The following is a 25,399-nucleotide window of genomic DNA, read 5'->3' as shown; positions in this document are numbered from 1 at the left end:
GCGGGCAGGCGTCCCCCGGGTGGAGCGCGTCGGCCAGGGGCCAATTTCTGGAAACCCCCTGTCACGGCGTGCCGTCACCGCTCTACCATCGGCTTATCCGTAGCAGGCTCCCCTCCGTTTCTGCCCAACGGCTCGTCAGCGTGCGAGCCATCAGCCCTACGGAGCATCGGGGGATGCAGATGAACAGCGTTCCGCAGCACCTGCTGAGCGAGGACCGCCAGGATTTCGAGCGGATCCTCGATGAGGCGCTGCGCTCCGCACCACACCGCCCGGAACTCGCCGCTGTCGGCCAGCGGCTCAATCTCGAACAACTGCGCACGATGGCGCTCAACGCCACCGCCCTCATCACGACGGCCGCGGCGGACGAGTACGCGCACTACGTGAAGGCCCGCGAGGAAATGCGCCGCCCGGTGGCGTCCACCCCCGTCGTGAGCGAGGAGGCCGGCTCTCCGGAACCCGGCGCCGGAGCGATGGGACTCGCCGCCACCGTGGGGGAGGTCACCGAGACCGCGGGTGCCGGCGCCATCGCCGTCGTCGCGGTGCTCGCCCCCGTCCTCGCCGGGACAGCCGCGGTGATATTCCTGCTCGTGGGCTACATCCTCAAGATGCTCAACCCCGAGCCGGCCATCGCCCAGACCCTGCTCACCACCGGATGGGTCTTCGGCGCGGTCACCGCGGCGGCGATCCTCGTCGCCGCGGCCGGACTGCTGCTGACGGCCCTGCGCAACAGTTCGTCCTCGCTCCTCGCGGGAGCGGGCGGCGAGGTGACCGAACAGGTCGCCCGGGCCAGGGACGCCTGGCACGACGCCCTGCTGGAGCGCGGCATCCTGCCGTTCTTCCGGGAGGCCCTCGCGGATCCGGGCTCGGTGGCCCTGGACCGCGCCGCACCGGCGCCCAGCCGCATGCCGCATCTGGGTTACGACCGGCCGGGGTTCAGCAGCCCCGACGGCGGACCGGCGGCCGGTCCGCGCCCGAGCTTCTCCAGCCCGGACTTCTCGAGCCCGGACTTCGGGGGGCCCGAACACCAGCCCGAGTGATTCCGGACGGTCGACGGCCGGAACCACGGGAGAACGGGCCCGCGCAGGCGCGCGGGCCCACAAGGCTGCCCCGGGCGGGTGACGGCCGGCCCCCGGCCGCCCCGCCACGTCCTCTCAGAGGATGCCGAGCCGCCGGGCCTCGCGCATCCACGAAGGAAACTCGGACAGCAGCCGGTCGTAGAGCTCCGCGTCGGGTACGTCGCTGATGTCGTCGACGGCGAAGAAGCCCACGTTGTCGACGCGCCGGCCCGGCAGGGTGTCGAACCGCTCCAGCACTCCGTAGTTGGAACGCCCCAACCCCACGAACTGCCAGAAGACCGGCTCGTCGACCGCCTCCCGCAGCTCGGTCTCGATCTCCTTGTTGCGGTAGACGCCGCCGTCGGAGAAGAAGAGCACCAGGGTGGGGGCGGCGGCGGGGTGGTCACGGACGTACGACCGCACCTCCGCGATCACCTTCTGCTCCTCGTTCTGGATCCCCACCGCGCGCATGTCCACCTGGCCCGGCAACAGACCCTTGCGTGGCTTCTTGCGGCGGAACAGCGTCAGTTCACCGACCCGGACATGGTGCTGCAGCCACTCCGGCAACTCCCCCAGCGCGAGGTCCGGCAGCCGGGCCGGATTCGAGGCGAACGTCCACGCCTGCATCTCTCCGTCGTCGTCGAGCTGCGCGGCCACCGCGGCCATCCGCTCCACGACATCGGCCACGACCCCCTTCGAGTACAGGAAGGACATGGACCCGGAGGCATCCAGAACCAGGATGACGCGCGCCGTCACCCCCTCCGCCCCGTGCTTGCGCAGGCTGACCGCCACCTGCTCCTTCCTCAGCGAGAGCCGCTTGCGCATGTCCACCGGCAACTGCTCCTCGCCCTTGACCAGCCGCGGAGCGGAGGCACCGGCCGGGGCCGGTGCCACCGGCGGGCGGGGCGGCACGCGAGGGGCGGACGGCGAGGGCGCGCTCCCGTACGGCGAGCCGACGGGCGGAGCCGGGGCGGCCGCCCCGGCTGCCGACGCGGGCCAGGTCACGGCGGTCGGCGGAGGTGCCGGAGCCGCGGGAGCCGGCGGGAACACCGGGGCGGGCGTGGGGGCTGACGTGGGCGTCGAGGACGCCGGCGTCCCGGTGGCGTCCGGTTCCTCGTCCACACTGATCCCGAAGTCGGTTGCCAGACCCGCGAGTCCGGACGCGTACCCCTGACCCACCGCGCGGAACTTCCACTGACCGGCCCGCCGGTACAGCTCACCACCGATGAACGCCGTCTCCGTCGTGGCCTCCATCTCGAACAACGCCAGTTCCCTGCCCGTCCCGGCGTCGAGCAGCCGAAGCCGCAGACCGGACAGCCCGCCGAAGGTGCCCCCGTCGGCCGAAGCACCGAGGACGACCCGCTCGATCCCCGGTTCCAGGGACGCCAGATCCACTCCGACGGTGTCCGTCGTGGCGCCGCCGTCCCGCCGCTTGCCCAGATGACGCACGGCACCCGAGGCGTGCTGAGGCTGGTTGTAGAAGACGAAGTCACCGTCGTCCCTCACCCGCCCGTCGGCGCCGAGCAGCAGCACCGAGGCATCGGCGTCCGGCGCGCCGGGACCTCCGGACCAGCCGAGCTCGACCTGCACCGCGTCGACGGCGACGGGAAGGTTGCCGCCCTTGCTCATGGATGTCGCTGTCATGCGCCCAGTCTGCCCAGAGAACCGCGCACCGGGCCCGCCCGATACACAACTAGGTGCACGCGCCTTCATCCTTCGGCCCGTCTCCGCCGGGAGCGGCGACGCCGGCCCCGGCCGCGTCCGCTCGGAACGGGACCCGCCTCAGACGGAGCCGGTCGCGTCCGTCGCAGCCCGGACGAACGCGCGCAACCGCTCCGTGGTGTTGGCCTCACTCCAGATCAGCCCCCTCTCGATCGGCGGCGCGTCAAGCAGGGGCACGTAGGCGACATCGGGCCGGGGGTAGTACTGCCGGGAGTGGTCCCCCACCGGTAGAACGCCCCGCCCCATCGCGACGAGGGTCAACATCTCCGAGAACGACTCGCCGACCGGACCCTTCGGAACAGGTCTGCCCGACGGAGTACGGTCCGGCGTGCGGTCCCGCTTGAACCCCGCCGAGGTCACGTGCGGGTACTGCACGACGGGGTACTCCGCGAGCACTTCGACGGACACACCCTTCTCGCAGGCGAGCGGATGATCGGCGGCCACGGCGAGGACGCGTCTCTCCCGCAGCAGCGCGGGCCCGCAGGCCATCCCGTCGAAGGGGTACGACGCGAGCAGGAGGTCGATCGAGCCGTCCACCAGGCTGGCCCGCGAGTTGGCCAGCTGGACCTCTCGCACATCGACACGACAGTCCGGGTGGCGCTCCCCGAACAGCGCGACGGCTCTGAGCAGTGCCGGTGCCGTCCACTCGCCGAGGAAGGCGACGCGCAATTCCCCGGAGACCCCGCGGCTGGCGTCCTTTGCCCGCCGCAGCGCCTCGTCCATCGCCGCGACCAGGGGCACCAGGTCGTCGGCCAGCCGGCGTCCGATGGGGGTGAGCCGGACCGAGCGGCTGTTACGTTCGAACAGCGTGCCGCCCACCTGGCGCTCGACCTTCTTGATCACCTGACTGACGCGTCCGGTCGTGATCAGCAATCGCTCGGCGGTGCGGCCGAAGTGCAGCTCCTCGGCCAGTGCCAGGAAGGTCTCGATCTCCTGCCGCTCCAGCACGATTCCTCCCGGCGTTAAATCTCGCTCAACGGTCGCACACCGATCCTGCCTTGATGGCGGCTGCCGCACGGCGGATCGTAGAAGGCATCACCACGGCCTTTCGGGACAATCCCGGCCAGGCTCTTGTCTCCTCACCCTTCGACGAGCCCCTCCCAGATGCTCCCTCCTGAACGGGAACCGCATGACTGCCTCGGACATCACCTCCTACCTGGACAACCTCGACGGTCCGCTGCGCGAGATCGCCGACAAGATCCGCCCCGTCATCGACTCCGCCCTCCCCGAGGCTTCCGGCGCCCTGTGGCACGGACACCCCACGTGGAGCCTCGGCGACAGACCCGGCCGGACGCCGGTCTGCCTGCTCAGGGCCTATACGTCCTACGTCACCTTCGGTCTCTGGCGCGGTCAGGATCTGGCCGACCCCTCGGGGCGGCTGGTGGCCGGTTCCCGCCGGATGGCCTCCGTGAAGCTCAGCCGGGTCGACGAGATCGACCCGGCCCTGTTCGCCGAGTGGCTCCGCCGCGCCGTGGCACTGGAGGCGTCATGAGCTCCGTCCGCGTGAAGGCCTTCGACCACCTGGTGCTCACCGTCGAAGACGTCGAGCGTTCCCTGGACTTCTACATCGGCGTCCTGGGTCTGGAACCGGTCCGCGTCGCCGAGTGGCGGATCGGTCAGGCCCCGTTCCCGTCGGTGCGGGTCACCGAGGAGACCATCATCGACCTGGTCGCCGGCGCCCGAGGGGAGGCGAACGTCGACCACATCTGTCTGGCGGTGGAACCGCTGGACTGGGACGAGGTGGTCGCCGCCGGCACCTTCACCGTCCTCGACGGACCCGCCCCGCGCTTCGGCGCCCGGGGCACGGCCACCTCGCTCTATGTCCGCGACCCGGACGGCAACACCGTGGAACTGCGCTGGTATCCGCAGGACGCCCCGGCATGACCGAACGGCCCCGCACCGACTGCCTCTCGGCTGCCCGCCGGCCACGGCCCGGGGGTTCGGCTCCCCGGACCGCGACCCGCGGAGCAGGTCAGTCGGCCAGGGGCAGATAGACGCGGTTGCCCGCCTCCGCGAACTCCCGGGACTTCTGGAGCATGCCCTCGGAGATCTCCGCCTCCGAAGCACCCGCAGCCTTGTCGCCACCGAACCGTTCGTTGATGCTCTGGCTGATCTTCATCGAGCAGAACTTCGGTCCGCACATCGAGCAGAAGTGGGCGGTCTTGGCCGGCTCGGCCGGAAGAGTCTCGTCGTGGAACTCCCGCGCCGTGTCCGGATCGAGGGCCAGATTGAACTGGTCCTCCCACCGGAACTCGAAGCGGGCATCGGACAGCGCGTCGTCCCAGTCCTGCGCACGGGGGTGGCCCTTGGCGAGATCGGCCGCATGGGCGGCGATCTTGTAGGTGATGACGCCGGTCTTGACGTCGTCACGGTTGGGCAGCCCCAGGTGCTCCTTGGGCGTCACGTAGCAGAGCATGGCCGTGCCCCACCAGGCGATCATGGCGGCACCGATGCCGGAGGTGATGTGGTCGTACGCGGGCGCGACGTCCGTGGTCAGCGGGCCGAGCGTATAGAACGGAGCTTCATCACAGATCTCCTGCTGAAGGTCGATGTTCTCCTTGATCTTGTGCATCGGGACATGTCCCGGGCCTTCGATCATCGTCTGTACATGGAAACGCTTCGCGATCGTGTTGAGTTCCCCGAGCGTCCTCAACTCCGCGAACTGCGCTGCGTCGTTGGCGTCCGCGATGGAGCCGGGCCGCAGACCGTCGCCGAGCGAGTAGGTGACGTCGTACGCGGCGAGGATCTCGCAGAGTTCCTCGAAGTTCTCGTACAGGAACGACTCCTGGTGGTGTGCGAGGCACCAGGCCGCCATGATCGAACCACCGCGCGAGACGATGCCGGTCTTGCGGTTCGCGGTGAGCGGCACATACGCCAGGCGGACACCCGCGTGGACCGTCATGTAGTCCACGCCCTGCTCGGCCTGCTCGATGACCGTGTCCTTGTAGATCTCCCAGGTGAGCTCCTCGGCACGGCCGTCGACCTTCTCCAACGCCTGGTAGAGCGGCACGGTTCCGATGGGAACGGGGGAGTTGCGCAGCACCCACTCACGGGTGGTGTGGATGTTCCGTCCGGTAGACAGGTCCATGACAGTATCGGCGCCCCAGTGGGTCGCCCAGGTCATCTTCTCGACCTCCTCCTCGATGGAGGAAGTGACCGCGGAGTTGCCGATGTTGGCGTTCACCTTCACCAGGAACCGCTTGCCGATGATCATCGGCTCGATCTCGGGGTGGTTGACGTTCACCGGCAGTACCGCCCGGCCGGCGGCGATCTCCTCGCGCACGACCTCCGGTTCGACGTTCTCCCGGAGGGCGACGAACTCCATCTCCGGGGTGACCTCACCGCGGCGGGCGTACGCGAGTTGCGTGACCGCCTGCCCGGAACGCCCCCGTCGGGGCTGACGCGGCCTCCCCGGGAAGACGGCGTCGAGGTTGCGCAGACCGCCGCGCGGCGACGTGTGCTTGATCCCGTCGTCCTCCGGGCGGACGGGACGGCCCGCGTACTCCTCGGTGTCGCCGCGCGCGATGATCCAGTTCTCCCGCAGCGGCGCCAGTCCCCGGCGGACATCCGTGTCGATGCCCGGATCGGTGTACGGGCCGGAGGTGTCGTACAGCGTCACGGACTGCCCATTGGTCAGGTGCACCTGACGGACCGGCACGCGCAGATCGGGACGCGTACCCCCGACGTACGCCTTGTGCCAGCCGATGGACTTCCCGGCCTCATCGTCCGGAGACGGCGACGAAGTGCCGTCCGTCTGGCTGGAGGCAGGCGTGCGTACGTCCTTGTTGGTCATGAGACCTACTCCCTACGCCGGCATTACCCGGTAACAGGTTCGGCGGTCGACGCAGCGGCTTCCGTTCGCCGATGTTTCATGTGAAACATCGCGAAGACGGAGGTCAGCGCCCTCTCAGCCCGGTGCTCCGAGCTCCCGCGTGTGCAAAGGTGACTCCACGCTAGCGTCATATCTGGCGCGGTGAACAGGGGGCCCTCGCCGTTCTTGCGATGATCGGTCGGTGACAACGACCCAGCAGCCCTCGTTCCCACCGTCCGAGCCGCCTCGCCGTCCGGGCTCCGACGACGGCCGTGGACGTGGTCCCGGCAACGGTCGCGGACACGGAGCTGGACCGGCCGACGGTCAGGGATACGGGCATGGTCCGGGGCCCGGAAACGGTCCCCGTCCGAGACCGGGCGGGGGAAACGACGGCCCCGGTAACGGTGACCCGCAGGGGCAGGACCTCGGCCAGGGCCGAGGCCCGGGGGGTGCACAGGGTCCGGAAGACGGGCACGGGCACGGCCCGGGCGACGGCCACGGACAGGGTTCGGGGGGTGGCCACGGACAGGGCTCGGGCGGTGGGCACGGCCACTCGCACAGCCACAACCACGGCCCGGCGGCGCCCGTCTCGAAGCATCTGCGCAAGGTCATCGCAGCGGTACTGATCCCCTTCGCCGCCGCGGTCGCCGTGGGCCTCGTGGTGCTGTGGCCCGGTGGCGCACCGGCTCACGAGCGCTCCGGTGTCGGCTTCGACCGGCAGACCCAGAACGCGACGGTCACCAAGATCGTCCAGGTGGACTGCAAATCCGTGAACGCCTCGGGGGAGACGCCGACGGGCGACACCTCCACGGCCGAAGGCTCCTCCGCGCAGCAGCAGGCGACGGGCGAGTGCAAGCGGGCGACCATCCGGATCGACACCGGCAAGGACAAGGGCCGTACGTTCACGGAGATCGTCCAGCCGGACCAGTCACGGCAGTTGCATCAGGACGAGAAGGTCATCGTCGCCTATGAGCCCTCGGCCCCGAAGGACCTCCAGTACTCGGTGACGGACGCGAACCGGAAGCTGCCCCTGGCGCTTTTGGCGGGCCTGTTCGCCGTGGTCGTCGTGGTGGTGGGACGGATGCGCGGCGTCATGGCACTGGTCGCCCTGGCCATCAGCTTCATGATCCTGAACTTCTTCATCCTGCCCGCGATCCTGCAGGGGTCGAACCCCCTGGTCGTGGCGGTCGTCGGCTCCAGCGCCATCATGCTGATCGCGCTCTACATGTGCCACGGGCTGTCGGCCCGAACATCCGTCGCGGTGGTGGGCACCCTGCTCTCCCTGCTGCTGATCGGCATCCTGGGCTCCGTCTTCATCGACTGGGCGGTCCTGACCGGCAACACGGACGACAACACCGGTCTGATCCACGGCCTGTACCCGTCGATCGACATGAGCGGTCTGCTGCTGGCCGGGGTCATCATCGGTTCGCTCGGTGTGCTCGACGACGTGACGGTGACGCAGACGTCGGCTGTCTGGGAACTGCACGAGGCGAACCCCACGATGGGCTGGCGCGGCCTGTATCGGGCGGGCATCCGGATCGGCCGGGACCACATCGCGTCCGTGGTCAACACGCTCGTCCTGGCGTACGCGGGTGCCGCGCTGCCTCTGCTGCTGCTGTTCTCGATCGCGCAGAGCAGCGTGGGGACCGTCGCCAACAGTGAACTGGTCGCCGAGGAGATCGTGCGCACGCTGGTCGGGTCGATCGGCCTGGTCGCCGCGGTACCCGTGACGACCGCGCTGGCCGCTCTGGTGGTCGCGGCGGACCGTGAGGGGGCCCCGGCCGTCTCCTTGGAGCCCGCGGGCGCCAGGATGCCGGCCCGGAGCGGGAAGGGCCGTCGCCGCAAGCGCTGAGCCGTCCCCGACGACCGTGTGGACCCGGCTGTCCGCGGCGGGCGCCCGCTGAGGAAGCGTTACTCCGCCCGGGGGTGACGAGGTTTCAGCCTGCGCTCTGCTCCTCCGCGAGGATGCGGTCGAGCGCGTCGTCCAGGTAGGTGTCGAACCCGTCGAGCGACCGCTCCTGACCGAGCGGTACGAGCTTGTCCGTGCGGTCGAGGAAGGCGACGAGTGGTGCCGTTCCCGACCGGAACAGGGCGTGGTCGGAGCCGACCTGAAGCCGGATCAGTACTTCGCCGAACGCCTCGGGGTCGGCCGGCGCGATGTGCACATCGCCGTCACCGCATGCCCTGCCCACCCCGTCGATGAGCAGCTCCCGCCCGAACGCCCAGGTCACCGGCGCGTCACCGGGCAGGTGGAACGTCAGCCGCACAGCGTACGGATCACGGGTCTCGTAGCGCAGTTCCACCGGAATGCGGAAGGACAGCTCCTCAGACACGAGGAAGCTCATCATGACTTCTGCCTGCACCGACTCGCGCATCGCCTACCCCGTCGTTCGCTGTCACCTGGCCAGGAATCGTCCCCCTGACACAGCTGAAATATTGCTCAACGTGCACGACAGATCACAAGGAGTGAGTTTTCAGATACTGATAGAGATGCCGAGTGACCCCAGGACCAGGCCGATTTCACTCTGCAACTTTCGCGTCGCGAGGAGCAGTCGGTCGGCTTGGTGGGAGGGCAGGGAAAGGCCGATTGACCCGGCAATACTGCCCACGGTGATCGGGATCGCGGCACAGACGGCACCCAGCGCGTACTCCTGCCGCTCGATGACCGGTTCCATGCGCCCGGTCCGTTCGAGACGCCGCAGCAGCCGGTCTTCGTCACGCACCGTGTACGGCGTGAGGGACTGCACCGGATACCGGGAGAGGTGGTCGCGCCGTGACTTCTCGTCCAACTGGGACAGCAGGCACTGACCGATCGCGTGCGCGTGTCCGGTCTCGCGGAAGTCGGCCCACTCCTCGACCGCGGGGTTCGCGGGAGTGTCGGCGACACACATGACCTCGATCTCGCCCTCACGGTAGATCGCGTAGTAGACAGGGGCGCCGACCGCGTCACGCCAGCGGGCGAGAGTCTCGCTCACCGTGCTGCGACGTTTCTGCTGGGCGCCGCTGCTGCCCAGGCGTTCGGCGGCGTCCCCGAGGAAGAACAGGCCCTTGTCGCGGCGCAGATAGCCCTCGTGAACGAGGGTGCGCAGCAGGTGGTACGCGGTCGGCAGGGCGAGTCCGGCCTCCCGGGCGAGCTGTTTGGCGGGGGCACCCTGGTCACGCGAGGAGACCGCCTCAAGCAGGCGCATGGCCCGCTGCACCGACCCGATCAGCGTGGTGGGGTGCGGATCCAGGGGGGCGACTTCGGGCTCCGGAACAGGGACGCGCGTGGTGCGTACCGCTCCGGACACCGCGGCGGGCGGCGTGGGGGCCTGCGGACGTACGCCCCTCGTGGGCGCGTCCCCCGGCCTCGTTCGCGGTGCGGGGGATTCCGCCGTCGGGGCGCGCGGAGTGGTCTGGGCCCGCGGAGAGGCCGAGGTGGCCGGCGCCGACCGGGACACGGGCGTCTCCCCTGGAGACGTACGCGGTTGCACCGGAGGGACACGAGCGCCCGCGGGCTCGCCCGATCGCTGAAGGGGTGGAGCGGCGGATGGTGCGGGTGCGGTGTCAACCGTGGCCAAGGGGCACTCCCGAAGCGCGAGGAGGACCGCCCGTGCGGGGGAACACGGGAGGGGTGTGCGCTGCCCGCGGGAATCGACACCCGCGTCGAATTCCGGACTTTAACCGTCAGCCGCCGCTCAGAGCCGTCCTCGCCGGAAACTTCCCCCGCCCGAGGGAACCTTGCGTTCCCTTTCCCCCCACACCGTTACCGATCGCCCGCCCGCTCACGCCTCACCAGTCGCTGCGCGAGGACGAACTCGACATGAACTTCCGCACGATGTAGATCAGTCCGCCGACCAGCGCGACGAAGACGAGCAGCTTGAAGAGCAGGCCGATGACGAAGCCGACGACGCTCGCTATGAGGCCACCGAACACCACCAGTGCGATCACCGGCACCGCGACCCACTTCACCCACCACGGCATACCGTCGAAGATCTCTCGCATCGTCTTTGTCCTTGCCTCTTCTCGCCCGTGGTCCCAACATCGGGACGCCGATTCCGGGTTCTCTGATGTCCTGCGTCGATGCTAGGTCGCCGAAGGGGCCGCACGGGGGCCTCGCGCCCCTTGTCCTCCCCTGACCGTCCCCCTAGGGAACCCTGAGACTCCGGGTCAGCTCTCGGGGGGAGAGAACATCACCAGGACCCGGAGGTCCTCGGTGATGTGGTGGAACTTGTGGGCGACGCCGGCGGGCACGTACACGACGCTGCCGCGTGCCACCGGGGTGGTCTCCAGGCCGACCGTGATCGAAGCGCGACCGCTCACCACGAAGTACACCTCGTCCTGGGCGTGCGGGTTCTGGGGGTCGTGCTCCCCCGCGTCGAGGGCGTACAGCCCGACCGACATGTTCCGCTCCCGCAGGAACTGCAGGTACGCCCCGTCGTTGGCGGCGCGTTCCGCCTCCAGTTCGTCCAGCCGGAATGCCTTCATCGTCCTCGTCCGCTGTCGTGCACCGCGGGCCTTGTCCACAGCCGCTACGTGCTTGTCGATCTCGTCTGCCACGATCAGACACATGAAGAATTTCGTAGTCAAGACGATCGCCAACGCGGGGGCCCTGGCCATCGCCGTGTGGCTGCTCGACAAGATCACCCTGACGGGCGACAGCACAGGCAAGAAGATAGGCACCCTGCTGCTCGTCGCGCTGGTCTTCGGACTGGTGAACTTCCTGGTCAAGCCGGTCGTGAAGGTGCTGACCTTCCCGCTCTTCATCCTCACGCTGGGCCTGATCACCCTCGTGGTGAACGCCTTGATGCTGCTGCTCACCTCATGGCTCGCCGACAAGCTCGACCTGAGTTTCCACGTGGAGGGCTTCTGGACCGCCGTCCTCGGCGGGCTGATCATCTCCGTCGTGTCCTGGGCGCTGAACGTCGTCCTGCCCGACGGCGACGACGACTGAGAGAGAGCCATGTCCTATCGCGTCTGTTTCGTCTGCACCGGCAACATCTGCCGGTCGCCGATGGCGGAGTCCGTCTTCCGCGCCCACGTCACGGACGCGGGGCTCGCCGAACTGGTCGAGGTCGACAGCGCGGGCACGGACGGCTGGCACGAAGGTGATGGCGCCGACGAGCGCACGGTCTCCGTCCTGGAGGCCAACGGCTACCGGAGCGACCACGCGGCCCGTCGGTTCCAGGCCTCGTGGTTCTCCCGACTCGACCTCGTCGTGGCGCTCGACGTAGGCCACTTCAGGGCACTGCGCCGGCTGGCACCGACCGCCGAGGACGCCGAGAAGGTCCGGCTGCTCCGGTCCTACGATCCCGCGGCGGGCGACGACCTGGACGTCCCCGATCCGTATTACGGACATATGGACGGCTTCGACGAATGTCTTGAGATGGTGGAGGCGGCGAGCCCAGGACTGCTCGCCGCGGTACGAGAGCAAGTGGAAGGACGAGCGGCATGACGTCTGGGGATTTCGTCACGGGAAACGGCGCCGACGCGGCGGGGCAGAGCGAGGGCACCGCTTCGCGGGGTGACGGCACCCGGGCGGTACGCGCCGGCCTGCCCGAGCCCGTCAAGTACGAGCCGACACTGCCCGGCCCGGTCTTCGCCGCGCACTTCCATCTGCCCGGTGAACCGACCGGCCCGTACACCTACGGCCGTGACGAGAACCCGACGTGGACGCTCCTGGAGCGCGCCATCGGCGAACTGGAGGCGCCCGGGCAGGGCAGCGTCGAAACGCTCGCCTTCCCGTCGGGCATGGCCGCCATCTCCGCCGTGCTCTTCTCCCAGCTGCGCGCCGGCGACGTCGTCGTGCTGCCCGACGACGGCTATCAGGTGCTGCCGCTCGTGCGCGAACAGCTGACGGCGTTCGGTGTCGAGGTGCGCACCGCGCCCACGGCCGGGGACGCCCAGCTGGAGCTGCTCGACGGGGCGAAGCTGCTCTGGATCGAGACGCCGTCCAACCCGGGGCTCGACGTGTGCGACCTCCGACGCCTCGTCGAGGCCGCCCACGCGCAGGGCACCCTCGTGGCCGTCGACAACACGCTGGCCACCCCGCTCGGCCAGCGCCCGCTGGAGCTCGGCGCCGACTTCTCCGTCGCCAGCGGCACCAAGATGCTCACCGGACACGGTGACATCCTGCTGGGGTACGTCACCGGACGCGACGCCGCCCTGATGGCTCCCGTCCGACGCTGGCGCAAGGTGGTCGGCGCCATCCCCGGCCCGATGGAGGCCTGGCTGGCCCACCGTTCGCTCGCGACGCTGCAGTTGCGCGCCGACCGGCAGACCGCCAACGCCCGGACGATCGCCGAGGCGCTGCGGGACCGGCCCGAGGTGACCGGGCTGCGCTACCCCGGACTGCCCGACGACCCCTCGTACAAGATCGCTTCACAGCAGATGCGTCGGTTCGGCTGTGTGGTGTCCTTCACGCTGCCCACGCGCGAGCACGCGGACCGTTTTCTCGACGCGCTGACCCTGGTGGACGACGCCACCAGTTTCGGCGGGGTGCGGTCGACGGCCGAGCGACGTGGGCGCTGGGGCGGGGACGCCGTCCCGGAAGGCTTCATCCGTTTCTCGGCGGGCGCCGAGGATCCGGAGGACCTGGTGGCGGACGTGCTGCGGGCTCTGGACGCATCCGCGGAGTAGGAGGAGCGTGACGGCGGGATCAGTACGCCCGCCACGGACGACGGACGGTCCGAGCCTCCCCCCTCGTGGCTCGGACCGCCCCGGTTCTGCGCGCGAAGAACCGCGCGCACAAGGCTAGTTGACTCTGTGTCAGTGTCCAATCACAGTAGCGACAGAGACCTATCGACTTATTTATAGTTGGGGCTCGCGCGGGGGTGCTGGGAGGGGAGGGGCACCATGGACTTGGCCTTGCTGCGCACTTTTGTGACGGTGCACCGGGCCGGTTCCTTCACTCGTGCCGCCGCACTGCTCGGGCTCTCGCAACCGGCCGTGACCTCACAGATCCGCACACTGGAGCGGCAGCTGGGGAGGCCCCTGTTCCTGCGCCAGGCCCGCGGGGTGACCCCCACGACGATCGGCGACGAACTCGCACACAAGGCGGCGCCGCATCTCGACGCGCTCGTCGAGATCGCCGAGACCGGCCTCGACGAGGACTCCCACGTCCGCACACTGCACCTCGCCGGGCCTCCTGAGTTCACCGCCGAGCGGGCGCTGCCCGCGCTCACGGAACTGACCGGGGAGGACGGCCAGGGCTTCGCATTGCGCGCCTCGTTCGGGAACGCGGAGGAGACCCTGGAGGGACTCGCGGCCGGACATCATGATCTGGCCATCACAACAGCCCGTCCACGGGGTGCGCTCCTCACCGCGACTCCGCTCTGCGACGAAGAACACGTCCTGGTCGCCGCCCCGCGCTGGGCCGCCGAGGTCGGCCCCGGCAAACTCCGCCGCAAGGGTGCCCGCGCGCTGGAGGACGTCCCCGTCGTCGAGGTCCACGAGTCGTTGCCGCTCGTCGCCCGCTACTGGGCCTCGGTCTTCGACTGCCGTCCGGCTTCTTCGGGCATGGTCGTCGTCCCCGATCTGCGTGCCGTCCTCGCCTGCGCCGCCGCGGGTGCCGGCCTCGCCGTCCTGCCCGCCTATCTCTGCTCCGACGCCATCGCGCGTGGTGAGGTCGTGGCCCTTCTTGATCCCGCGGTGCCGCCCCTGCGTACGTACTTCCTCGTCGTGCGGACGGGCACGCTGGCGATGCCGCACATCGCCCGCGCCCACGAGTGGCTGCTGCGAGCGGCCGCCGACTGGAGCTGAGAGCTCGGTTCGCCCGGGACCCCGGGCAGGACTTCCGGAGGTTTCACGCGAAATCGTGCCCCGGTGATGTTTCACGTGGAACCAGCCGGGCCACATTCCTCCCATGACCGTCCGACCCGTGGTCAAGCGCACCGCCCGTGCCGTTCTGCTCGATGGTGACGACCTGATCCTGATCAAGCGCACCAAGCCCGGCGTCGATCCCTACTGGCTCACCCCGGGCGGCGGGGTCGAGCCGGAGGACACGACTGTCGTCGAGGCGCTCCACCGCGAAGTGCACGAGGAACTCGGGGCCAAGATCATTGACGTGGTCCCCTGTTTCGTGGACACCGTCGAGCACATCGGCGACGACGGCGCGACCGGAGTGAAGGTCCAGCACTTCTTCGTCTGTCACCTGGAGTCCATGGATCCGTCCCTGCGGCACGGTCCGGAAATGGACGAGCCCTGCGGCGAGTACGAGATCGTCCGCGTCCCGTTCACCCGTGTCGGCATCGCTTCGGTCCACCTCGTTCCGCTGTCGCTGAGGCACTACCTCGACGGGAACATCGAGGGCGTGCGCGCCATGCACGCACCGGACCTGGGCTGACCCCCCGCAGACGGCGTCGGGTCAGAGCCCCGTCGGTCAGTCGCCGGCCGCCGCGACGAGTTCCTCCACCGAGTCGTGGCGGATGCGGTCCGACGGGATACCGATGTCCCTGAGCGCGTCGACACCGCTGCGGATCATGCCGGGCGGACCCGAAAGGTACGCGTCGTACTCGTTCCACGGCCCGTACTCACGCACGACGTCCGGCAGCTGCAGATGTGCCTGCTGGTCGACGACCGGGCGCACCGCGAGCCATGGGTGGCTCTGCTGGAGCCGCAGCATGGTGTCGATGTCGTACAGGTCGTGGTCGGTACGTGCCCCGTAGAAGACCTCGACGCGGCGTCGGTGCCCGTGCTCGGCGACATCCTCGACCAGTGCCTTGATGGGCGCGATACCGGTGCCGCCCCCGAGGCAGAGCAGGCCGCTGTCGGTGGTGTGGTCGACCGTCATCGAGCCGGACGGAGGGCCCAGCCGGACGACGTCACCGGGCCGGGCACGGTGGACGAGCGCATTGGAGACCCAGCCCGCCGGTACGGCCTTCACATGGAACGTCAGCAGTCCGTCGGAGCGTGGGGCAGAGGCGAAGGAGTAGTGCCGCCAGACCCGCGGCCACCACGGCGTCTCCACGCTCGTGTACTGGCCGGCGAGGAACGGGTAGGGCTGGTCGGGCCGGACGGTGATGACGGCGACGTCCGGTGTCCTCAGGTCGTGGGACACCACCTCGGCGTACCACCACGCGGGAGCCCGCAACTCGTCGACGGCGGCTGCGTCGATCATGACCTGGGAGATCGTGGTGTACGTGCGCACCCAGGCGGCCTCCGTCTCGGGATCCCAGACAGCCGCAGCGTAGTGGCTGAGAGATCCGATGAGGCACTCACCGACGGCCGGGTAGTGCTCGGGCCGTGTCCCGTACTTGCGGTGTCCGCGTCCGAGGTTCTGCAGATACGCGACGAGGACTTCGGTGTTGTCGATGTGCTCGGCGGCGGTCAGGAGCGCCTTGAGCAGGCGGTCCCGCTGGGTGTCCATCGCCGCGGGGAAGAGGGGGCGGAGCTCCGGGTGACGCACGAAGAGCAGCGCGTAGAAGTACGACGTGACCTTGTCGGCGACCGGGCCGACCTCCGCCATGGTCCGGCGGACCAACACGGCGTCGGGAGACGGCCGGCGCGAGGCGGCGGGCTGCGGCGCCGCCGCTCGCGGCTCGGTCCGGGCGACAGGCGTGGGAGCGCCGTGGAACGGCTGTGTGGCCCTGTCTCCGGGCCCAGAGCCCTCTGAGGGCCGTGGAGCGTGGCGCTCCGGCTGTCCGGCAGCGGAACGGTGCTGTACGCCTTCGTGAGCGGGCTCCGGCTCGAACCGCTGCGCCTCGGGCCGCGCCGACGGCGGAGGGCCCGCCTCGGGCGGTGCGGACGGCGAAGGACGCGTCCCGGACAGCGCCGACTCGTGCGGGCCCAGGGTGCGGCGCGGCGTCTCGTCAGCTCGCGTCGTGGCAGGAGTCCCCGAGTGGGACGCCGGTGCCGCGCCGTGCCGAGCCATGACTGTCTCGCCTGTGGATATTCGTTCCTGCTCGGACGTTTCCCGCTCGGGGGCTGTCTGCTGGGGGGCGGCTTGCGCCTGTTCCTCGGGCGCCGCGGTCGAACGGCCCATCGGGCGCATCGCGGCCAGTCGGCGGCCGTCCGACGGCGTCTGGTCCCCACTGGGAGCCTCGGGCTCCTTGCGTGGAGTGAACCAGCCGCCCCCGCCGTTGCCGCCTGAAGTGCCGTTGTCGGCCGACGTGGTGGTCGGAGCGTCCATGTTCTGCCTCGCCTCGAACATCTTTCGGTCGGTCTGCGCACCTCCACGATCGGAAGATGCCTGCTTTCCCCCGCAGACGGCGTGTTCTCTTTCCCGGTTCAGTTCCGTTGTCCCAATGCGGCCACATTGAACCTGGATTCCTGCCCAGCACGGACAAGCAAGGAGAGAATGTGACATTGGCCGCAGTGCTCTCACCGCAGCATCCCACTGCGGGTCGACACCCGACCGCATAACGGAAAATACGGGTCTTCGATCTCTCCATCCCGTTACGCTGCTTTGGCCTGCGTTCGTTCCACCACGACGGGTACACATGTCGGCGGACGCGAACCGGAGTCGACCATACCGGCAGTAGCTCCCCGCACAAGTCCCCTCTTCGCTCTCCGCGAATCCACCGACGCCGGACCTGCCAATTGCCTCAATTACCGTGCTCGGTAGCCCAATTGATAGGCGTCCCACAGATTTCGGCTCACGGATGAGTGAGTGGCGGGACCGCACGGATGCCGCCGCGCATTGACCGCGACGGACAGCGGGACGATGCCCAAAGGGCCTGCCCGACGGGAGTCACCACAGACCGGCGCAGTCGATTCGGCCCCTCCCGAACCCTTCACAAAGCCGGTTCGCGATCTGCACCTTCACCGCCGAGCCGAGCACCTTCACCCTGGGGCGCACAGCCGGACGTTTCACGTGAAACCGCTCTGCGCGGTGGCCACATACGGCCCGCCTGAGCGTCCGAACTGGCATCGGCCGGCATGGCCCTGGTCGCCGAGCGGCGTGCACGACAAGGCATCGGCCGACGTCTGATGCGACACGTCGTCCAGGGTCCCTGACCTGCCGGGTGACCGGACGCGTCGCTTCACACCGTTCACGGTGGCCGTCCGCCCAGAACTCGCCCGACGTCATGACAGAAGTGCCGGACCCCCAACCATGTGGGATCCGGCACTTCGGGTCTGCAGAGCGCCCGGAAAAGACGCTGCGGCAACGTGAAGGTCAGACGAGCGTCTCGACGGCGGTGACGGCGAAGCCGTGGTCCTGGTCGGGCATGCCGCCGCCGACCCCGACCGCGCCGATCAGACGGCCGCCGCGGTGCACGGGCACACCACCCGCGATGAACAGCAGGGGACGGTCGAGCGCGGTCGGCAGGGTGTGAAAGAGACCGCCCGGCTGCACGGCGTCGACCAGATCGGCGGTGGCCGAGTTGAGCTGAAGGGCCGTGTAGGCCTTGCGGGTGCTGGTCTCTCCCGAGATCAGCACGGCCTGGTCGTCGCGCCGGAAGGCGAGCAGGTGGCCGCCTGCGTCGAGGACGGTGACGCTGACTCGCACACCGGCGGCCTCGGCGGCACGCCGGGCCGCGGTGACGAGGACCTCCGCGTCCTCGATGGTCAGGGGGGCGACGGCGGTGACGGTGGTGCTCATCGGGGTTTCTCCTTGTGGGGGTGTGCTGTTCAGGGTGTTGAGGAGGTGCTGAGTCGAGACAGCCTTGGGACGGCCCTTGCTCAGGCCGGCTCGATCTCGGTCAGGAGTGGACGGCGGTCCGCTGATCGGCGGGAGTGCCGCCGGCAACGACAGTGCCGGGGGTGGACGCCCGCCGCTCCAGAGCGGCCGAGAGGACGGCGAGGACGAGTGCGCCTGCGGCTAGGGCCGCGCCGACCCAGTTGGGGGCGGTGTAGCCGAGACCGGCGGCGATCACCATCCCGCCGAGCCAGGCCGACAGAGCGTTGCCGAGGTTGAAGGCACCGATGTTCACGGCCGAGGCAAGCGTCGGGGCGCCGTGCGCCTGGTCGAGCACGCGCTTCTGCAACGGGGGAACCGTCGCGAAGCCGAGGGCACCGATCAGAGCGATGGTGACGGCCGCGAGGATCTTGTTGTGTGCGGTGAAGGTGAACAGCGCCAGTACTACGGCGAGGCCGCCGAGGGACACGTAGAGCATCGGCATCAGGGCACGGTCGGCGAACCTGCCGCCGACGAGGTTGCCGCCGACCATGCCGAGACCGAAGAAGACGAGCAGCCAGGTGACCGATCCGTCGGCGAAGCCTGCCACGTTCGTCATCATCGGTGCGATGTAGGTGATGGCGGCGAAGACTCCGCCGAAGCCGAGCACGGTCATCGCCATGGCGAGCAGTACCTGGACGTTCTTGAACGCGGCCAGTTCATGGCGCAGGTGAACGCCCTCGGGCTTCGGCATCTCCGGGACCAGCTTGGCGATGCCCAGCAGCCCGACCAGTCCGAGCACGGCGACGCCCGCGAACGTGACCCGCCAGCCCGCGGACTGTCCGATCAGCGTGCCCAGCGGGACACCGACGACGTTGGCGATCGTGAGACCGCTGAACATCATCGCGATCGCGCCGGCCTTCTTCTCGGGCGCGACGAGTTCGGCGGCGACCACCGAGCCGATGCCGAAGAACGCACCGTGGGCGAGGGAGGCAACCACCCTGCCGACGAGCATCAGGCCGAAGACCGGAGCCACGGCGGAGAGCAGGTTCCCGAGGACGAACAGCCCCATCAGCGCCATCAGCATGCGCTTGCGGGACACCTTCGTACCCAGAGCGGTCATGATCGGCGCGCCGATCACCACTCCGAGCGCATAGCCGGTGACCAGCAGTCCGGCGGTGGGGATGGAGACCCCGAAGTCTCCGGCGACCTCGGGCAGGACGCCCATGATGACGAACTCGGTCGTTCCGATTCCGAAGGCCCCGATCGCGAGGGCCAGAAGCGCGAGAGGCATGGTGGGATACACCTTCCAGAAGATTGCAGGAGCGCTTAGCGTGCGCCCACAATAGTTGCAGACGCGGGCTATATGCAACAGCGGGCTATTGCGTTCGTGCTCTATCCTGGTTTCAGCCGCTCCGGGACGGAGGAAACGTCATGACAGCCACGGACCCCGCGCTCACCGCCCTCGCTCAGGGATGGTGCGCCCTCTCCTTGCTGCACGGGAGGATCGAGGCGCACATCGAGCGGGCCCTGCAGGCCCATCACGGACTCAGCGTGCGCGAGTACTCCCTGCTCGACGTGCTCAGCCGACAGCACGACGGTGAGGGAGGCCATCTGCAGATGAAGCAGGTCGCGGACGCGGTCGTGCTCAGCCAGAGCGCCACCACCCGCCTGGTCACCCGGCTCGAGGACCGAGGGCTGCTCGCCCGCTATCTCTGCCCGACCGACCGCCGTGGCATCTACACGAACGTCAGCGAGGCGGGCCTGGAACTGCTGACCGCAGCACGCCCGACCAACGACGCCGCGCTCCGCGAGGCGCTCGACGACGCCGCCGAGGTCCCGGAGCTGGCACCGCTGGTCCGCGTCGTGGAGTCGGCGAACGCGCCCGTACAGCCGATGTCGTCAGTGGGCGTGCCCTCGTAGGGTGCGCTCATGGCAGATCTTGAAATACGAGCCGCAGTCGCCGACGACATGCACGCCATCGTCGCGATGCTGGCCGACGACCCGCTGGGAGCGCAGCGGGAATCGCCCGACGACCTGACCCCGTACCTGGACGCCCTGAAGCGTCTGAGTGCCGACCCGAACCAGCACCTCGTCGTCGCCGTCCGCGAGAGCCGCGTCGTCGGCACTCTGCAGCTCACGGTGATTCCCGGGCTCTCCCGGAAGGGAGCGACCCGCTCGATCATCGAGGCCGTCCGCATTCACGCCGACGAACGCGGCAGTGGGCTCGGAACACAGCTCATCGAGTGGGCGATCGATGAATCCCGCCGCCAGGGCTGCCAGTTGGTCCAGCTCACCTCCGACGCCTCCCGCACCGACGCCCACCGCTTCTACGAACGGCTCGGCTTCGAGGCCTCCCACGTCGGCTTCAAGCTCGCGCTCTGACCCGAGGAGCCGGGACACCTGAACGCGCCCCTCGTGGGCGCCGTACGGCACATGCAGCGGTACAGAGGCAGGCTCCGCAGCTCACCCACGCGAAGAGGTGGCCTGTTTCACGTGAAACAGGCCACCTCCACGACGGTGCGGCTACTTCATTCCTCGCCAGCCGGCCGCGTCCACTCCACCGGGCACCTGAGCCTCCTTGTCGTACGGCTGACGCGTGAACACGAACGACCCGAGGTCCAGGTGGCTCACCGACCCGTCATCCCGCCGGACGGGCCGTAGAAGCTCACCCGCGTAATAGCCGTCGAGCCCGGTCCACGTCCCGTCGCCGTTCGCCCTGAAGCGGGCGCCACGGCCGATGCCCGACAGTGGCCCTAGCACCAGCCCGCCGGTCACCGGCACCCGCAGGCCAAAGGGATGCGTCCCCCAGTACCACTGACCCGCAAGTTCCAGAACCGCCCGGTCGACTTCGGCCATCGGCCGCCAAGGCTCGGGAATCCGCGGCTCGGCCTCCGCGACGATCCGCACCAGATCGGCGGCGACGGCGAACGTGGGAGGTCCCGAAGTGCAGTTGGACAGCACGACGGCCGCCACGTCGTCGTCCACGCTGATCACCAGCCCGGCAAGGAAGCCCGGCAGGGATCCGGAATGCCCGACGAGGGTCCGTCCGTCACGATGCAGGATCTGCATCGCGAGCCCGTAGCTGGTTCCCACGGCCAGGTCCGCGGTCTCCGAGGGAGCCGCGGGCGTCCGCATCTCCCGGACCGACTCGGCGCTCAGGACCCGGTCGTCACCCTCGATCAAGAAGGCGGCGAAGCGGGCCAGGTCCCCCGTGGTGGACCAGAGCTGCCCTGCCGGAGCCATGCGCCCGAGGTCTTCCGTGGGCTCGGGCATCATCGCGTCGGCCCAGGGGTGGACCGCCCAGCCTCCCGCGTGCGGGGCTTGCGGGTCTCCACTCGTACGGTGCAGGCCGAGTGGTTCGAGTACTTCGCGGCGCAGCACGTCCTCCCAGGGGGCACCCCGTACCTCCTCGACGAGGGCACCGAGCAGCGTGTAGCCGGGATTCGAGTAGTGGTGGCGTCGGCCGACCGGATGCCGGAACGGCTGCTCGCCCAGCACATCGGCCAGACCGGGGCGGAGCGATCCGGGTGTGCGTTCCCACCAGGGCGCGGGCGACTCGGCCGCCAATCCGCCTGTGTGCGCGAGGAGTTGGGCGATGGTGATCTCCCCCGCGCCCGTACCCGAGAGATGCTTCTCCAGCGGGTCACCGAGGTCCAGGAGACCCTCGTCCCTCAGCCGGAGTACGAGCACCGCCGTGAACGTCTTGGTGATGGAGCCGATCCGGTACTGCACGTTCCCGTCCGGCCCGTGACCGTCCACCGAAGTCCGCGCTCCGTGCCAGACCGCCTTCCCGCCGCGGACCACCGTCGCGACGAGTGATGGCGCCCGCCCCTCGCTCTGCGCGAGGGCGATGCGATGCAGAAGGGCTCGGCGTGTGCTGGGGAGGAGATCGTCCTGAGGTGTCGTCATGGCACCAGTCCACCCGCCCTGCCCCCGGACGTCGAGCGGATATGTCCGGCGTGGCTCTGCCGGCCTTCCGGATCAGGTCTGTGCCATGTCCACGAAGCGGGAGTAGTGACCCTGGAAGGCCACCGTGATCGTGGCCGTGGGGCCGTTACGGTGCTTGCCGACGATGATGTCGGCCTCGCCGGCGCGCGGTGACTCCTTCTCGTACGCGTCCTCGCGATGGAGCAGGATGACCATGTCCGCGTCCTGCTCGATGGAGCCGGATTCACGCAGGTCGGAGACCATGGGCTTCTTGTCGGTGCGCTGCTCGGGACCACGGTTCAGCTGCGACAGCGCGATCACCGGCAACTCCAGCTCCTTGGCGAGGAGCTTCAGGTTTCGCGACATGTCGGAGACCTCCTGCTGACGGCTCTCGGAACGCTTGCCGCCCGACTGCATCAGCTGGAGGTAGTCGATGATGACGAGCTTCAGGTCGCTGCGCTGCTTGAGGCGGCGGCACTTGGCGCGGATCTCCATCATCGACAGGTTCGGGGAGTCGTCGATGTAGAGGGGAGCAGCCGACACGTCCGGCATACGGCGGGCCAGTCGGGTCCAGTCCTCGTCGGTCATCGTGCCGGACCGCATGTGGTGCAGCGCCACGCGTGCCTCGGCGGAGAGCAGGCGCATCGCGATCTCGTTGCGGCCCATTTCGAGCGAGAAGATCACGCTCGGCATGTTGTGCTTGATCGAACAGGCCCGGGCGAAGTCCAGCGCGAGCGTCGACTTACCCATGGCGGGACGAGCCGCGATGATGATCATCTGACCCGGGTGCAGACCGTTCGTGAGGGAATCGAGGTCGGTGAACCCGGTCGGCACACCGGTCATCTCCCCCGAGCGCGATCCGATCGCCTCGATCTCGTCGAGCGCGCCCTCCATGATGTCGCCGAGCGGCAGATAGTCCTCCGTGGTGCGCTGCTCGGTGACGGCGTAGATCTCGGCCTGGGCGCTGTTGACGATCTCGTCGACGTCCCCGTCGGCCGCGTATCCCATCTGGGTGATGCGGGTGCCCGCTTCGACCAGACGCCGGAGCACCGCGCGCTCGTGCACGATCTCCGCGTAGTACTCGGCGTTCGCCGCGGTGGGGACGGTCTGCACCAGCGTGTGCAGATACGGGGCGCCGCCGACCTTGGTGATCTCGCCGCGCTTGGTGAGTTCGGCCGCGACCGTGATGGGGTCGGCGGGCTCGCCCTTCGCGTACAGGTCGAGGATCGATCCGTAGATCGTCTCGTGCGCCGGCCGGTAGAAGTCATGGCCCTTGAGGACCTCGACGACGTCGGCGATGGCGTCCTTCGACAGGAGCATGCCGCCCAGGACGGACTGTTCGGCGTCCAGGTCCTGCGGGGGGACGCGCTCGAACGACGAACCGCCGCTCTCCCACGAACCGCTGTCCCGATCGCGGTCGTGCTGCTCGTCGCGGCCTCGGCCGCCGCTGCCACGCTGGCGGGACGAAGGCAGACGATCACTGGGACCACTGTCCGCCCAGGGGTCGTCCAAGGGCTCGGAAATACTCACCGAGCCACCTCCTCCCGTCCGCCGGAGCGGACCTAGCCGTGCCCCTTATTTCTACGGCACGGCACTGACAACTGAGCTGCCCAACTCCGGTTCTCACGCGTCGGTTTTGCGTGGATTCCGAGGACGGAGGAGAGAACGGGCGCCGCACCACGTTAGGCCCGCGGGCACCGTCAGCCAATCTGGTTATCCACAGGCCATGTGGACGACGGCCCCGATGCTGTGGAGAACCCCACAAAACCTGTGCACGACTCGGTGGACAGCCCTGTGAACAAGCCCTCACCTCTTTCACAGAACAAGCTCTGACCTGCCCGTTTACCGTCCACCGGTTGTGCAGAAGAAAAACTTTTCCTGCCGGATCAAGATCGGCTCGAACGGTCCGCGGCGACACGCCGAGCGAGCCCAACAGTAAGGGTCCTTTTGGGATTGCATCTCTTACCTGTGGAAGATTAGATTGGTGCTCATGACACAGGCTCCCGCGGCACCCCGGACCGCCCGGCGTCGGCATGACCGAGAGATCGTCGCGCTGGCCGTCCCGGCCTTCGGTGCACTCGTCGCCGAGCCTCTTTTCGTCATGGCCGACAGCGCCATCGTCGGCCATCTGGGCACTGCGCAACTGGCCGGACTCGGCGTCGCCTCCGCGCTGCTCATGACAGCGGTCGGCGTCTTCGTCTTCCTCGCCTACGCCACCACAGCCGCCGTCGCGCGACGCGTCGGCGCGGGTGATCTCGGAGCCGCGATCAAACAGGGGATGGACGGCATCTGGCTCGCCCTGCTCATCGGTGTGGCCGTCATCGTCGTCACGCTCCCCACGGCGCCTTCCTTGATGGCACTCTTCGGCGCCTCCGACACCGCAGCTCCGTACGCAACGACGTATCTCCGGATCTCGGCGTTCGGCATTCCCGCCATGCTCGTCGTCCTCGCCGCAACAGGAGTGCTGCGCGGACTTCAGGACACAAGGACTCCGCTGTATGTCGCCGTCGGTGGCTTCGTCGCCAACGCTGCCCTCAACGGACTCCTCGTCTATGGAGTCGGCCTCGGTATCGCCGGCTCCGCCTGGGGCACCGTCATCGCTCAGTGGGCCATGGCGGCCGTCTATCTCTACGTCGTCGTGCGAGGTGCCCGGAAACACGACGCGTCCCTTCGACCGGATGCCGACGGGATACGCGCCTGCGCCCAGGCTGGGGCGCCCCTGCTCGTCCGTACTCTGTCGCTCAGGGCGATCCTGCTGATCGCCACTGCCGTCGCCGCCCGGCTGGGGGACGCCGACATGGCCGCGCACCAGATCATCCTGTCGCTGTGGAGTCTGCTTGCCTTCGCTCTCGACGCCATCGCCATAGCGGGCCAGGCCATCATCGGTCGCTATCTGGGCGCGGGCGACGCACACGGCGCCCGCGAGACATGCCGACGCATGATCCAGTGGGGCATCGCCACCGGTATCGTCCTCGGTCTGCTGGTCGTGGCGACCCGCTCCGTGTTCCTTCCGCTGTTCAGCGGCGACACGGGTGTGCAGGACACGGCGCTGCCGGCGCTGGTCGTCGTGGCTCTCGTGCAGCCGATCTGCGGCGTCGCCTTCGTGTTGGACGGAGTCCTGATGGGCGCGGGGGACGGCCCGTATCTGGCGCGCGCGATGCTGCTGACACTGGCGGTCTTCGCCCCCGTCGCGTTGCTCGTCCCCGTACTCGGCGGCGGGCTGACCGCACTCTGGGGCGCCATGGCACTGATGATGACGATGCGCATGGTGACGTTGTGGCTGCGTTCCCGTTCGGGCCGCTGGATCGTCACGGGCGCAACGCGCTGACGGCGCTGACCGCGTCG

The 25,399-nt window shown here is 69.0% G+C and carries 24 protein-coding genes and 1 pseudogene; 13 read left to right on the top strand and 12 right to left on the bottom strand.

Going from position 1 to position 25,399, the window contains the following annotated elements; all coding sequences use genetic code 11:
• The first annotated feature begins 173 nt into the window (after positions 1 to 173).
• Positions 174 to 1,037 (top strand): hypothetical protein, encoded by an 864-nt coding sequence (locus OG406_RS20640; RefSeq protein ID WP_164372673.1) that lies wholly within the window; start codon positions 174 to 176, stop codon positions 1,035 to 1,037.
• Between the two features lie 114 nt (positions 1,038 to 1,151).
• Here OG406_RS20640 and OG406_RS20635 read toward each other — a convergent pair whose 3' ends face one another.
• Both OG406_RS20635 and OG406_RS20630 read right to left on the bottom strand, forming a co-directional pair.
• Positions 1,152 to 2,699, bottom strand: coding sequence for a VWA domain-containing protein (locus OG406_RS20635; protein WP_329187099.1), 1,548 nt, complete (start codon positions 2,697 to 2,699; stop codon positions 1,152 to 1,154).
• Between the two features lie 138 nt (positions 2,700 to 2,837).
• Complete coding sequence (locus OG406_RS20630) at positions 2,838 to 3,725, bottom strand: LysR family transcriptional regulator (protein WP_329187097.1); 888 nt, start codon at positions 3,723 to 3,725, stop codon at positions 2,838 to 2,840.
• Positions 3,726 to 3,906: 181 nt separating this feature from the next.
• Between OG406_RS20630 and OG406_RS20625 the strand changes: the two genes are divergently transcribed.
• Positions 3,907 to 4,269 carry a DUF1801 domain-containing protein gene (locus tag OG406_RS20625; RefSeq protein WP_329187095.1) on the top strand — a complete coding sequence of 121 codons (363 nt, stop codon included), beginning with the start codon at positions 3,907 to 3,909 and terminating at the stop codon, positions 4,267 to 4,269.
• Positions 4,266 to 4,661: a VOC family protein gene (locus OG406_RS20620; RefSeq protein ID WP_267051319.1), complete on the top strand. Its 396-nt coding sequence runs from the start codon at positions 4,266 to 4,268 to the stop codon at positions 4,659 to 4,661. The genes OG406_RS20625 and OG406_RS20620 overlap by 4 nt, the downstream gene beginning before the upstream one ends.
• An 88-nt stretch (positions 4,662 to 4,749) precedes the next feature.
• Here OG406_RS20620 and thiC read toward each other — a convergent pair whose 3' ends face one another.
• A complete protein-coding gene (gene thiC / locus OG406_RS20615; protein WP_329187094.1) occupies positions 4,750 to 6,570 on the bottom strand; it encodes a phosphomethylpyrimidine synthase ThiC in 1,821 nt (606 codons plus the stop codon).
• 220 nt (positions 6,571 to 6,790) lie between these two features.
• Between thiC and OG406_RS20610 the strand changes: the two genes are divergently transcribed.
• Positions 6,791 to 8,440: a YibE/F family protein gene (locus tag OG406_RS20610; RefSeq protein ID WP_329187092.1), complete on the top strand. Its 1,650-nt coding sequence runs from the start codon at positions 6,791 to 6,793 to the stop codon at positions 8,438 to 8,440.
• Between the two features lie 85 nt (positions 8,441 to 8,525).
• Here OG406_RS20610 and OG406_RS20605 read toward each other — a convergent pair whose 3' ends face one another.
• The 4 genes from OG406_RS20605 to OG406_RS20590 form a co-directional block, all read right to left on the bottom strand.
• Positions 8,526 to 8,963, bottom strand: coding sequence for an SsgA family sporulation/cell division regulator (locus OG406_RS20605; protein ID WP_081218297.1), 438 nt, complete (start codon positions 8,961 to 8,963; stop codon positions 8,526 to 8,528).
• 99 nt (positions 8,964 to 9,062) lie between these two features.
• Positions 9,063 to 9,788, bottom strand: a complete 726-nt coding sequence (locus OG406_RS20600) for an IclR family transcriptional regulator (protein ID WP_164372979.1) — start codon at positions 9,786 to 9,788, stop codon at positions 9,063 to 9,065.
• A gap of 571 nt (positions 9,789 to 10,359) precedes the next feature.
• The gene (locus tag OG406_RS20595) at positions 10,360 to 10,572 is read right to left on the bottom strand and encodes a DUF5326 family protein (RefSeq protein WP_081218298.1); all 213 of its coding nucleotides are present in this window, start codon (positions 10,570 to 10,572) and stop codon (positions 10,360 to 10,362) included.
• 165 nt (positions 10,573 to 10,737) lie between these two features.
• On the bottom strand, positions 10,738 to 11,055 hold the full coding sequence (locus OG406_RS20590; protein ID WP_081221685.1) for a cupin domain-containing protein: 318 nt from the start codon (positions 11,053 to 11,055) through the stop codon (positions 10,738 to 10,740).
• 82 nt (positions 11,056 to 11,137) lie between these two features.
• On the opposite strand from OG406_RS20590, the gene OG406_RS20585 reads away from it, so the two are divergent.
• The 5 genes from OG406_RS20585 to OG406_RS20565 all read left to right on the top strand — a co-directional run bounded on the left by OG406_RS20585 (position 11,138) and on the right by OG406_RS20565 (position 14,911).
• Positions 11,138 to 11,521, top strand: a complete 384-nt coding sequence (locus OG406_RS20585; protein ID WP_164372680.1) for a phage holin family protein — start codon at positions 11,138 to 11,140, stop codon at positions 11,519 to 11,521.
• A gap of 9 nt (positions 11,522 to 11,530) precedes the next feature.
• A complete protein-coding gene (locus tag OG406_RS20580; protein ID WP_267051323.1) occupies positions 11,531 to 12,022 on the top strand; it encodes a low molecular weight protein-tyrosine-phosphatase in 492 nt (163 codons plus the stop codon).
• Positions 12,019 to 13,206 carry a cystathionine gamma-lyase gene (locus tag OG406_RS20575; RefSeq protein ID WP_164372682.1) on the top strand — a complete coding sequence of 396 codons (1,188 nt, stop codon included), beginning with the start codon at positions 12,019 to 12,021 and terminating at the stop codon, positions 13,204 to 13,206. Before OG406_RS20580 ends, OG406_RS20575 begins: the two co-directional genes overlap by 4 nt.
• A 216-nt stretch (positions 13,207 to 13,422) precedes the next feature.
• Positions 13,423 to 14,328, top strand: coding sequence for a LysR family transcriptional regulator (locus OG406_RS20570; protein ID WP_164372683.1), 906 nt, complete (start codon positions 13,423 to 13,425; stop codon positions 14,326 to 14,328).
• 103 nt (positions 14,329 to 14,431) lie between these two features.
• Entirely contained in the window at positions 14,432 to 14,911 is a 480-nt protein-coding gene (locus OG406_RS20565) for an NUDIX domain-containing protein (protein ID WP_164372684.1), read from the top strand.
• A 36-nt stretch (positions 14,912 to 14,947) separates the two neighbouring features.
• Here OG406_RS20565 and OG406_RS20560 read toward each other — a convergent pair whose 3' ends face one another.
• A complete protein-coding gene (locus OG406_RS20560; RefSeq protein WP_329187087.1) occupies positions 14,948 to 16,717 on the bottom strand; it encodes a globin domain-containing protein in 1,770 nt (589 codons plus the stop codon).
• A gap of 663 nt (positions 16,718 to 17,380) precedes the next feature.
• On the opposite strand from OG406_RS20560, the pseudogene OG406_RS20555 reads away from it, so the two are divergent.
• Positions 17,381 to 17,511 (top strand): annotated as a pseudogene (locus OG406_RS20555) (GNAT family N-acetyltransferase); the annotation flags it as partial.
• A 172-nt stretch (positions 17,512 to 17,683) separates the two neighbouring features.
• Here the strand turns inward: OG406_RS20555 and OG406_RS20550 are convergent.
• The gene (locus OG406_RS20550) at positions 17,684 to 18,109 is read right to left on the bottom strand and encodes a GlcG/HbpS family heme-binding protein (RefSeq protein WP_164372686.1); all 426 of its coding nucleotides are present in this window, start codon (positions 18,107 to 18,109) and stop codon (positions 17,684 to 17,686) included.
• A gap of 100 nt (positions 18,110 to 18,209) precedes the next feature.
• On the bottom strand, positions 18,210 to 19,418 hold the full coding sequence (locus OG406_RS20545; RefSeq protein ID WP_329187084.1) for an MFS transporter: 1,209 nt from the start codon (positions 19,416 to 19,418) through the stop codon (positions 18,210 to 18,212).
• 140 nt (positions 19,419 to 19,558) lie between these two features.
• Between OG406_RS20545 and OG406_RS20540 the strand changes: the two genes are divergently transcribed.
• Complete coding sequence (locus tag OG406_RS20540) at positions 19,559 to 20,047, top strand: MarR family winged helix-turn-helix transcriptional regulator (RefSeq protein ID WP_267051326.1); 489 nt, start codon at positions 19,559 to 19,561, stop codon at positions 20,045 to 20,047.
• 9 nt (positions 20,048 to 20,056) lie between these two features.
• On the top strand, positions 20,057 to 20,509 hold the full coding sequence (locus OG406_RS20535) for a GNAT family N-acetyltransferase (RefSeq protein ID WP_267051327.1): 453 nt from the start codon (positions 20,057 to 20,059) through the stop codon (positions 20,507 to 20,509).
• Positions 20,510 to 20,650: 141 nt separating this feature from the next.
• Here the strand turns inward: OG406_RS20535 and OG406_RS20530 are convergent, their stop codons facing one another.
• Positions 20,651 to 22,036, bottom strand: coding sequence for a serine hydrolase domain-containing protein (locus tag OG406_RS20530; RefSeq protein ID WP_329187081.1), 1,386 nt, complete (start codon positions 22,034 to 22,036; stop codon positions 20,651 to 20,653).
• 72 nt (positions 22,037 to 22,108) lie between these two features.
• A complete protein-coding gene (gene dnaB / locus OG406_RS20525; protein WP_164372691.1) occupies positions 22,109 to 23,584 on the bottom strand; it encodes a replicative DNA helicase in 1,476 nt (491 codons plus the stop codon).
• Between the two features lie 460 nt (positions 23,585 to 24,044).
• Between dnaB and OG406_RS20520 the strand changes: the two genes are divergently transcribed.
• Positions 24,045 to 25,382 (top strand): MATE family efflux transporter, encoded by a 1,338-nt coding sequence (locus OG406_RS20520; protein WP_329187079.1) that lies wholly within the window; start codon positions 24,045 to 24,047, stop codon positions 25,380 to 25,382.
• The last annotated feature ends 17 nt before the right edge of the window (positions 25,383 to 25,399 follow it).

Origin of the sequence: Streptomyces sp. NBC_01428 (assembly GCF_036231965.1) — a bacterium.
Classification (GTDB): Bacteria; Actinomycetota; Actinomycetes; order Streptomycetales; family Streptomycetaceae; genus Streptomyces.
Note: the sequence above shows the minus strand (reverse complement) of the source record. Positions and strands in the feature narration are given on the sequence as shown.

Bases quoted from the DNA above. Each gene is read 5' to 3' on its own strand.
- OG406_RS20575 (WP_164372682.1), top strand. From the start codon at position 12,019: ATGACGTCTGGGGATTTCGTCACGGGAAACGGCGCCGACGCGGCGGGG.
- OG406_RS20605 (WP_081218297.1), bottom strand. From the start codon at position 8,963: ATGCGCGAGTCGGTGCAGGCAGAAGTCATGATGAGCTTCCTCGTGTCT.
- OG406_RS20585 (WP_164372680.1), top strand. From the start codon at position 11,138: ATGAAGAATTTCGTAGTCAAGACGATCGCCAACGCGGGGGCCCTGGCC.
- OG406_RS20625 (WP_329187095.1), top strand. From the start codon at position 3,907: ATGACTGCCTCGGACATCACCTCCTACCTGGACAACCTCGACGGTCCG.
- OG406_RS20635 (WP_329187099.1), bottom strand. From the start codon at position 2,699: ATGACAGCGACATCCATGAGCAAGGGCGGCAACCTTCCCGTCGCCGTC.
- OG406_RS20560 (WP_329187087.1), bottom strand. From the start codon at position 16,717: ATGTTCGAGGCGAGGCAGAACATGGACGCTCCGACCACCACGTCGGCC.
- thiC (WP_329187094.1), bottom strand. From the start codon at position 6,570: ATGACCAACAAGGACGTACGCACGCCTGCCTCCAGCCAGACGGACGGC.
- OG406_RS20565 (WP_164372684.1), top strand. From the start codon at position 14,432: ATGACCGTCCGACCCGTGGTCAAGCGCACCGCCCGTGCCGTTCTGCTC.
- OG406_RS20540 (WP_267051326.1), top strand. From the start codon at position 19,559: ATGACAGCCACGGACCCCGCGCTCACCGCCCTCGCTCAGGGATGGTGC.
- OG406_RS20530 (WP_329187081.1), bottom strand. From the start codon at position 22,036: ATGACGACACCTCAGGACGATCTCCTCCCCAGCACACGCCGAGCCCTT.
- OG406_RS20580 (WP_267051323.1), top strand. From the start codon at position 11,531: ATGTCCTATCGCGTCTGTTTCGTCTGCACCGGCAACATCTGCCGGTCG.
- OG406_RS20535 (WP_267051327.1), top strand. From the start codon at position 20,057: ATGGCAGATCTTGAAATACGAGCCGCAGTCGCCGACGACATGCACGCC.
- OG406_RS20590 (WP_081221685.1), bottom strand. From the start codon at position 11,055: ATGAAGGCATTCCGGCTGGACGAACTGGAGGCGGAACGCGCCGCCAAC.
- OG406_RS20640 (WP_164372673.1), top strand. From the start codon at position 174: ATGCAGATGAACAGCGTTCCGCAGCACCTGCTGAGCGAGGACCGCCAG.
- OG406_RS20550 (WP_164372686.1), bottom strand. From the start codon at position 18,109: ATGAGCACCACCGTCACCGCCGTCGCCCCCCTGACCATCGAGGACGCG.
- OG406_RS20520 (WP_329187079.1), top strand. From the start codon at position 24,045: ATGACACAGGCTCCCGCGGCACCCCGGACCGCCCGGCGTCGGCATGAC.
- OG406_RS20545 (WP_329187084.1), bottom strand. From the start codon at position 19,418: ATGCCTCTCGCGCTTCTGGCCCTCGCGATCGGGGCCTTCGGAATCGGA.
- OG406_RS20620 (WP_267051319.1), top strand. From the start codon at position 4,266: ATGAGCTCCGTCCGCGTGAAGGCCTTCGACCACCTGGTGCTCACCGTC.
- OG406_RS20570 (WP_164372683.1), top strand. From the start codon at position 13,423: ATGGACTTGGCCTTGCTGCGCACTTTTGTGACGGTGCACCGGGCCGGT.
- OG406_RS20595 (WP_081218298.1), bottom strand. From the start codon at position 10,572: ATGCGAGAGATCTTCGACGGTATGCCGTGGTGGGTGAAGTGGGTCGCG.